Source organism: Candidatus Eisenbacteria bacterium, assembly GCA_016867495.1.
GTDB lineage: Bacteria > Eisenbacteria > RBG-16-71-46 > CAIMUX01 > VGJL01 > VGJL01.
The window spans coordinates 1-2,445 of the sequence record VGJL01000292.1 but is presented as its reverse complement, the minus strand read 5'-3'; the positions used below and the strand labels follow the sequence as shown (position 1 = coordinate 2,445).

At 66.4% G+C, this 2,445-nt stretch carries 3 protein-coding genes; all 3 read left to right on the top strand.

Features of this window, described 5'->3' with window-relative positions; all coding sequences use genetic code 11:
• Nucleotides 1-111: 111 nt before the first annotated feature.
• A complete protein-coding gene (locus tag FJY88_13585) occupies nt 112-450 on the top strand; it encodes a hypothetical protein (protein MBM3288359.1) in 339 nt (112 codons plus the stop codon).
• On the top strand, nt 447-1,295 hold the full coding sequence (locus FJY88_13580) for a BtpA/SgcQ family protein (protein MBM3288358.1): 849 nt from the start codon (nt 447-449) through the stop codon (nt 1,293-1,295). Before FJY88_13585 ends, FJY88_13580 begins: the two co-directional genes overlap by 4 nt.
• 88 nt (nt 1,296-1,383) lie before the next feature.
• Complete coding sequence (locus tag FJY88_13575; GenBank protein ID MBM3288357.1) at nt 1,384-2,391, top strand: ImmA/IrrE family metallo-endopeptidase; 1,008 nt, start codon at nt 1,384-1,386, stop codon at nt 2,389-2,391.
• Nucleotides 2,392-2,445 lie beyond the last annotated feature (54 nt).

Genomic DNA, 2,445 nt, shown 5'->3' with positions numbered 1-2,445 from the left:
GCATCGTTTCCGGGATCCTGGCGATCTGCGCCGGGGGGGGCTCAGGCGGCGCCTCCGACAACCACGGCAGGCTGGGGCCTCCGGGGCGGCTTCTCGGACGACCCGGACCAAGTGTTCTTCGGCACTCACCTCGACCTGAGCATTCTGGCCGGCGACCTAGGGTTCCGCCCGAGCGCGACGCTAGGTTTCGGGGACGACTTGACGCTCTTGGCCATCAGTCCCGATCTGGTCTACAGATATCCGGTTCCTGATATCGGTCGCCTCTACGCGGGCGGGATTCTGACCATGCAGGTCGTGTTCATGGAAGCGGAGAGCGAATTCGAGATCGGATGGCACGCGGTCGCGGGCTTGGAGCTGGACGAGTATCCGCTCTTCCTGGAGGCCGCGATCGGCCTCGACGACGCCCCCGATGTGAAGGTCGGAATCGGCTACACTCTCTTGGCGCGATGACAGGAACGGCTTTCTCTCGCGGCCCCGGCGTGGCCTTCCCCGGAGGCCGCCCCCTTCCGGTCTTGCTGGGTATGGTGCACCTGCGACCGCTGCCTGGAAGCCCCGGGTGTCGCGGAGACATGCATGAAGTGATGAGTCACGCGAGCGCAGATCTAGCCGCCATTATTGCCGGGGGCGGCGACGGCGCCGTCGTCGAAAACTTCTGGGACAGCCCCTTTCACGGCGATCGTGTTCCCCCCGTGACGGTGGCCGCGTTGGCCACAATCGTGTCTCGCTTGCGCGATAGGGCCCCGGCCGGCTTTCTCCTTGGAGTCAACGTTCTCCGCAACGATGCGGCTTCCGCTCTCTCGATCGCGCACGCAGCGGGCGCTTCGTTCATCAGGGTGAACGTCCACATGGGCGCGGTTGTCTCCGATCAGGGGATCCTCCAGGGAAGAGCGGATGAGACTCTCCGGCTCCGCAGGAGCCTGGGAGCCGCCGTCTCGATCTTGGCGGATGTGGCCGTGAAGCACTCGGCCCCGCTGGTCGAGCGTCCCATCGAACAGGAAGTCCTCGACCTGGCGGAGCGGGGCATGGCCGATGGAATCCTCGTGACGGGCCCGCGGACGGGCTCGCCGGTCGATCCCGAGCGGCTGATCCGCGCGCGCCGCGTCGCCCCCGGGATCCCCCTGCTTGCCGCCAGTGGAATCGACCCCGACTCGGCGCGGCTCCTGGCCCCGCACTGCGACGGCTTCATCGTGGGAGGCTGGATCAAGGAGGGAGGGAGGATCGAAGCCCCCGTCGATCGCGATCGCGTGGCGGCGCTCGCGGCCATCGTAAGGGACGAGAGCGGCCGGGCCGGCTGAACTCCGGTTGCGGAGGGGGCGGCCGGCCCCCGCCTGCAGGGGCTACCATGCTTCGCGCCATCAGCCTACGATTGGCGATGGAGGGGAGATGGCCAGACGGATCCGCGAGCTGGAGGACTACCCGTTCGGGGAGATTGTCCTGGAGGGGACGCTCCTGGAGATCGAGGGTTTCGTCGCCGATCCTCCCCCGACCGCCGCGGAGCGCATCGAACTGCTCGAGTTCGTTCGACTGACCCATCAGTTCGCCTTTCTCGAGCGGCTGATCCAGGGCGAGGTTTTCTTCGAGCTTCCAGTCCATCTCGATCTGCCGAGCGCCGATGTCGAGGCGCTCGCCAACGAAGAGCGGGGACTGCTATCGCTCGGAATGGAGCCCGCGGAGTCGCTCCTCGATGCCCTGGACGAGCGCGGGATCAAGGTGTTGCGGCGAGACCGCGGCCCGGAATCGCCCGATATACTGACTGGGGGGTTCCACTATCTCGGCGAGCTGGGGCCCTCTCTGCTGGTTGGGGCGGCCGAGGGGAGCCGGGAAGCGAGCTTCATTCTCGCACACGAGTATGGCCATCTCGTGATGGATGTGAATCCCTATCGAAGCCGGTTCTGCCGATGGAGGCGCTCGAACCTGGAGAATCTGTCCTCCTCGCAGGAGGAGATTCGCGCCGATCGATTCGCGAGAGCCTTGCTGTTGCCGCAGGAGCTGGTGAGGACCTTCGCGATCGAGCCGGTGGGGGACGGAGTGGACGAAGAGTCGAGAAGGAGCGGCATCGTCCACATGGCGGAGGTCTGCGAGGTGGCCCCTGCGGTTCTGTGGCGGCGTCTCGCGGATCTCGACATGCGGAGATCGGAGCAGGCCCCGCCGGCGTCGCGGCTCAGGGCTTCCCGGCGGGTGGATGAGAGGCGCCCCACCGGATTGCCGGAGAGATTCGTGAATCTAGCGCTCGCCGCCTTCGGCCAGCGCATGCTGCAGAAGCCGGATCTTGTGCGATTCTTGAGGATCCCTCCGGAGCGGCTCGAGCAGTTCCTCGCGTGGTGCCCGATCCCTCGGGTCCGCAAGGGTTCCGAGCCGCTGCCGGATGAATCAGATGGAGGTGCGTCATGAAGCGAGGACTACTGGCCGCGTTGGCAATGGCTTTCATCCTCCTTGCGACCTGCA

What these genes read in the sequence shown, in the direction of transcription:
- FJY88_13580 (MBM3288358.1), top strand. Translation starts at nt 447, where the DNA reads ATGACAGGAACGGCTTTCTCTCGCGGCCCCGGCGTGGCCTTCCCCGGA.
- FJY88_13575 (MBM3288357.1), top strand. Translation starts at nt 1,384, where the DNA reads ATGGCCAGACGGATCCGCGAGCTGGAGGACTACCCGTTCGGGGAGATT.